Consider the following 6,111-nt stretch of genomic DNA (forward strand, 5'->3'; position numbering starts at 1 on the left):
GGCGCAAATTTTTAAAGCGAAAAAAAAACCGTTAAAGCAACAAACACTAGAATTGACTATAACGGGAATAGATCATCAAGGGCGTGGCATTGCTAAACATAACAATAAAGTATGTTTTGTAAGCGGTGTATTACCAAACGAAACAGTCAAAGCAACACTCGTCGAAGATAAAGCTAAATACAGTAGTGCAAAAGTAACTAAAGTTATTCAAGCGAGTGAATCAAGAGTAGATGCTTTTTGTGAGCACTATAATCAGTGTGGTGGTTGCCAATTACAGCATTTAGAAGTAAGCCAACAAGTTGTAGAAAAACAAACTGCAGTTACTCAGTTATTTAGTAAGTTTGCTAAATTAAACAGCTTAAACTGGCAAACCCCATTATTAAGTAAACCTGTGCATTACAGACGCAGCGCTCGTATAGCTGTTATGTTTGATAAAGCAGCTAAAAAAATGCGCGTGGGTTACAGAGCAAGTGGCTCAAAAAATATTGTGAGTATTAATAAATGTGCAGTACTTGATGAAGTATTTACAGATGTTTTCACACTTTTTGATGATTTAATTAATCAACACAAAGCACTGCACAGTATAAGCCATTTACAGTTATGCCAAAGTGATAAACAAAACTTTGTTGTTATTCGTCACACTAAAGCAATTAATGATGATACAAAGGCTTTGGTTGAGCACATAACAAAAAGCCAGCAGTTTAAAATTGTATGGCAAAGCGAGAGCGATGCAATAGAACATTCACACTTAGCCATGCCATTTTATTATCTTAAAGAATTTGATCTAAAATTTGAATTTGGTTTAGGTAATTTTATTCAGGTAAATGCGCAAGTTAACGAAGCTATGTTAAAGCAAGCTGCAAATTGGCTTGATTTAAAAGGTGATGAAAATTTATTGGATTTATTTTGTGGGATTGGTAATTTCTCATTAGTGTTAGCAAAACAAGCAAAATCTGTAATTGGTGTAGAAGGTGTGACTTCAGCGGTTGCAATGGCTGCTCAAAATGCGCAAACTAACTCTATTACCAATGCGCAGTTTCATTGCTTTGATTTAACCCAAAGCATACAGAGCGCCCCATGGTTTAGCAAAAACTTAGATGTGCTTGTACTCGATCCTTCTAGGACTGGTGCTATGGCTGTATTAGAGCAATTACCTTTAAAGCAGTTTAAAACTATTTTATATGTCTCTTGTGACCCTGTTACTTTAGCCCGTGACAGCGCAATTATTTCACAAGCTGGCTTTGATCTTAATAAAATTGGGCTAATGAATATGTTTCCTCATACAGGGCATATTGAAACTATGGCGTTATTTCAACGGAGGTAGAACGCATTATGGTAGCTACACGACAATCACATCAACAAGATGAGACAACAGATTTTAGCACTCGGCTTTCATTTCTTGCCTTGTCTGAAGAAAAAACAGAGCTACTTACTAAAGCCCAAGCGCTCTGCGTAAAATGTGATAGTGAAAGCAGGCAAACTACTGCAATCGAAATGGTTGAAATTTTAGCTGAGCTAAATCTCGACCCCGAATCGTTAGCTACTGCGTATTTAACCCCGTATTTTTTAAACGACTTAATATCGCTTGAAACCATCGAAGAGCAGCTTGGGAATAACATTGCCATGCTGCTAACTGGGGTTGCACAAATGGCCACTATTAGTACTTTATCGCATCAAGGTAAAGGCACTATGCAAGTTGATAATATTCGAAAAATGTTATTAACCATGGTTGAAGATGTGCGCGCCGTGGTCATTAAGCTTGCCGAGCAGGTATGTCATTTACGCAATGTAAAAAATGCGGATGAAGAAGACCGCGTCATTGCCGCTAAAGAAACGGCTGATATTTTTGCACCATTGGCAAACAGATTAGGAATAGGGCAATTAAAATGGGAACTGGAAGATTTATCGTTTAGATATTTGCACCCAGGCACCTATAAAAGCATAGCCAAACAACTTGACGACAAACGTCTTACACGCGAAGCCTACATGGAAGATATGGTTGAGCAAGTAAAAAATCGTTTAAGTGAAGCGGGCATAGAGGCCCAGGTTTATGGCCGTCCTAAGCACATTTACAGCATTTATAAAAAAATGCAGCAAAAAAACTACGAGTTTGATCAGCTTTTTGATATTCGGGCAATGCGTATCGTCGTTGAACGCCTGCAAGACTGCTACGGTGCGCTGGGCATTGTGCACACCAATTGGCGTCATCTTAATAAAGAGTTTGACGACTATGTAGCAACCCCAAAACAAAACGGCTATCAGTCAATTCATACCGTGGTATTTGGACCTGAAGGTAAAACGGTAGAGATACAAATTCGTACCAGCGACATGCATCAAGATGCTGAGTTAGGGGTGGCTGCACACTGGATGTACAAAGAAGGTGCATTACCAGGGCGCGGTTCGGGTTATGAGCAAAAAATCAGCTGGTTGCGTAAGCTACTCCAATGGCAAGAAGAAGTGGTTGATGGTGGCGATTTAGCAGAAGAGCTTAAAAACCAAGTAGTAGAAGATCGCGTATACATATTTACCCCAAGCGGCGATATTATCGATTTACCACTTGGTGCTACACCGCTTGATTTTGCTTACTACATCCACTCAAATGTGGGGCATCGTTGTATTGGTGCAAAAATATTCGGCAAAATAGTGCCGTTTACGCATCAACTTACAACAGGAGATCAGGTAGAAATACTGACCCAAAAACAACCAAATCCAAGTCGTGATTGGTTAAACCCGTCATTAGGATACATTAAATCATCCCGTGCTAGAGCTAAAATCCACCACTGGTTTAAACAGCTCGACCGCGACAAAAACTTAAGTGCGGGGAAAGAAATTCTCGACAGTGAATTACAAAAGCTCAATTTAACATATAAAGATTTAGAGCCAGCCATTAAGCGTTTTAACTTTAAAGAGCTGGATGACTTAATGGTTGCGATTGGTGCGGGCGATGTTCGCCTCAATCAAATGCTTAACTTTGTAAGTGATCGGACAGAAGATGAGCCGGTTATTCGCATTAAAGCACCAAGTAAAGTAACTGGTGATAAAAACGGCATTGTGGTTGATGGTGTTGGCAGCCTAATGAGCCATGTAGCCAAGTGCTGTCGCCCAGTACCTGGCGATGAAATAATAGGTTATATAACCCAAGGTCGAGGAATAGGTGTTCATAAGGAAGACTGTGATTCGTTTAATAACTTAAAAAACCAGCATCCTGAGCGTGTTATTTCGGTAAGTTGGTCAGATGATATTAACGGCTCGTACGCACTAAGTATTAAAATAGAAGCCACCGATCGTTCAGGGTTGATACGCGATATAAGCTCAGTACTTGCTAACGAAAAAGTAAATGTTTTAAACATGAACGTAAATACGGTTGAAGATAATCAGTTAGCTATATTTACAATGCAAATAGAAGTACATGACTTATCGGGTACTAACCGTGTTCTTTCTAAATTACACCAAATTGAAGGTGTACATGATGCCAAGCGTGGTCATTAATCATGAATGATAATACAGCGCTTACACAACTTCTTAGCATAATGAAAACACTGCGAGATCCCAAGGGCGGTTGTCCGTGGGATCTCAAGCAAGATTTTAAATCTATTGTGCCGCATACGCTAGAAGAAGCGTACGAAGTTGCCGACTGTATTGAATCAGGCAACTTAGATGAGCTTAAAGGTGAATTGGGTGATTTGCTATTTCAAATAGTTTTTTATGCGCAACTTGCACAAGAGCAAAATCTATTTGATTTTAATGATCTAGTAGAGCAATTAAACGATAAGCTTACCCGTCGTCACCCGCATGTGTTTGGTGGAAAAAAAGAGCTAACAGACGATCAATTATCGCAGCAGTGGCAAGCAATCAAAGCACAGGAGCGAAGTGCTAGAGCGCAAACCGAATCCCCTTCTTTTTGGCAAGATATCCCTGGCAATATGCCAAGCTTAAGTAAAGCCAAAAAAATTCAACAACGCGTGGCTTCCCTTGGCTTTGATTGGCCAACGTATCATGGTGCACTAGATAAAGTGAGTGAAGAAGTGCTTGAAGTAAAAGAAGCGATTGAGCAAGACCCGCTATCTGATCATACAGCGGAAGAGCTCGGCGACTTACTTTTTGCCACTGTTAATGTTGTACGCCATGTTAAACGAGATCCCGAACAACTGCTTCGTAGCGCTAATGATAAGTTTTCAGCGCGTTTTGAAAAGGTAAACGCTTATTTGCATGCGCAAGGTAAAAGCTTAGATACAGCAACCTTTGAAGAGATGGATAGTGCGTGGGATGCGATTAAAAAAGTAAAATAGGCTTAATGTTAAATAGTGCACATTTTTTGTGCGCGTATTAGCTAATTTTAGCTGGATTGATAAGCAGTGTTTTGGTACAATTTCGCCCCGTCTTGATGATATACCCTTAGGCTCTTCTTTGGGTGTTATATTCCTTTTAATTCCTGATATTCTAGGGTTCGCATGAGTACAAAATTTATCTTCGTTACTGGCGGAGTTGTTTCTTCGTTGGGTAAAGGTATTGCCGCAGCTTCACTGGCCGCTATTTTAGAAGCCCGTGGTTTAAATGTTACCATTTTAAAGCTGGATCCTTACATCAACGTTGACCCAGGCACAATGAGCCCAATTCAACACGGTGAAGTTTACGTTACAGAAGACGGCGCAGAAACTGACCTTGATTTAGGTCACTACGAGCGTTTTATCCGTACCAAAATGACTAGTCGTAATAACTTCACACAAGGCCGTGTATATGAAGACGTATTACGTCGTGAGCGCCGTGGTGAATACCTAGGTGCTACTATTCAGGTTATTCCACATATCACTAACGATATTAAGCAGCGTGTATACGACGGTGCTGAAGGTTATGATATTGCTATTGTAGAAATTGGCGGCACTGTAGGTGATATTGAATCACAACCGTTTATTGAAGCAATTCGTCAGATGGGAACTGAAATTGGCCGCGAACGCGCGCTATTTATTCACTTAACGCTAGTGCCATTTTTAGGCCCTGCCGGTGAAGTTAAAACGAAACCAACTCAGCACTCTGTTAAAGAGTTACGCTCAGTCGGTATTCAGCCAGATATTCTTATTTGTCGTTCAGACCGTAAACTACCTAATAATGAGCGTGCAAAAATCTCATTATTCACAAACGTAGAAGAAAAAGCGGTTATTTCACTACCAGATGTAGACAGCATTTATAAAATTCCTGCGTTATTAAAAACACAAGAATTAGATAACTTTGTATGTCGTCGTTTTCACTTAGATCCACCAGAAGCTGATTTAGCTGAGTGGGAACAAGTACTTTATCAAGAGTCTAACCCAACGGGTGAAGTGACCATTGGTATGGTTGGTAAATATATTGAATTACCAGATGCGTACAAATCGGTTAACGAAGCATTAAAGCATGCGGGTCTTAAAAACCGCCTAACAATCAACATTGAATACGTAGATTCACAAGACTTAGAAAGCAAAGGTGTTGAATTACTTTCACACTTAGATGCTATTTTAGTACCGGGTGGATTTGGCGGACGTGGTGTTGAAGGTAAAATTTTAGCAGCTAAATATGCACGTGAAAATAAAGTACCATACTTAGGTATTTGTTTAGGGATGCAAGTAGCATTAATTGAATATGCACGTAATGTTGCAGGTTTAACAGATGCAAACTCTACAGAATTTAATGCAAATTCAGAAGCACCGGTAGTTGGCTTAATTACTGAATGGCTAGATGCTGAAGGTAATGTTGAAACACGTAGCGAAAAATCTGATTTAGGTGGCACTATGCGTTTAGGCGCACAAAAATGTCATTTAACGCCTGGTTCTAAAGTACATGGAGTATATGGCAGCGACGAAATTGTTGAACGTCATCGTCATCGCTACGAAGTAAATAATAACTTCGTAGAAATACTTGAAAAAGCAGGCTTAAGCTTTACTGGTTTATCAGAAGATAAAAAACTGGTAGAAATTATCGAAAATAAAGATCACCCATGGTTTATTGCCGCGCAGTTCCATCCGGAATTCACGTCAACGCCACGTGATGGTCATCCGTTATTTGAAGGGTTTGTAGCAGCTGCACACATCCACCAAAAAGCGAATTCGTAATTTTAAAAGCCGTGCATATTGCACG

Annotated in this window: 4 protein-coding genes; all 4 read left to right on the forward strand. The window is 39.8% G+C overall.

From position 1 onward, the window contains the following. On the forward strand, window positions 1-1,324 hold a 1,324-nt coding region (rlmD, locus tag H5072_RS09590; RefSeq protein ID WP_220488574.1), incomplete at its 5' end, for a 23S rRNA (uracil(1939)-C(5))-methyltransferase RlmD. Window positions 1,325-1,332: 8 nt separating this feature from the next. After that, complete coding sequence (relA, locus tag H5072_RS09595) at window positions 1,333-3,489, forward strand: GTP diphosphokinase (protein WP_024594977.1); 2,157 nt, start codon at window positions 1,333-1,335, stop codon at window positions 3,487-3,489. A gap of 2 nt (window positions 3,490-3,491) precedes the next feature. Beyond that, window positions 3,492-4,289: a nucleoside triphosphate pyrophosphohydrolase gene (gene mazG / locus H5072_RS09600; RefSeq protein ID WP_024594978.1), complete on the forward strand. Its 798-nt coding sequence runs from the start codon at window positions 3,492-3,494 to the stop codon at window positions 4,287-4,289. A 162-nt stretch (window positions 4,290-4,451) separates the two neighbouring features. Then, on the forward strand, window positions 4,452-6,086 hold the full coding sequence (locus H5072_RS09605; RefSeq protein ID WP_033020682.1) for a CTP synthase: 1,635 nt from the start codon (window positions 4,452-4,454) through the stop codon (window positions 6,084-6,086). Window positions 6,087-6,111 lie beyond the last annotated feature (25 nt).

This window comes from Pseudoalteromonas sp. SR45-5, assembly GCF_014163565.1.
GTDB classification, from domain to species: domain Bacteria; phylum Pseudomonadota; class Gammaproteobacteria; order Enterobacterales; family Alteromonadaceae; genus Pseudoalteromonas; species Pseudoalteromonas distincta.

Excerpts from the sequence above, each read along its gene's own strand:
- relA (WP_024594977.1), top strand. The coding sequence starts at position 1,333 with ATGGTAGCTACACGACAATCACATCAACAAGATGAGACAACAGATTTT.
- H5072_RS09605 (WP_033020682.1), top strand. The coding sequence starts at position 4,452 with ATGAGTACAAAATTTATCTTCGTTACTGGCGGAGTTGTTTCTTCGTTG.
- mazG (WP_024594978.1), top strand. The coding sequence starts at position 3,492 with ATGAATGATAATACAGCGCTTACACAACTTCTTAGCATAATGAAAACA.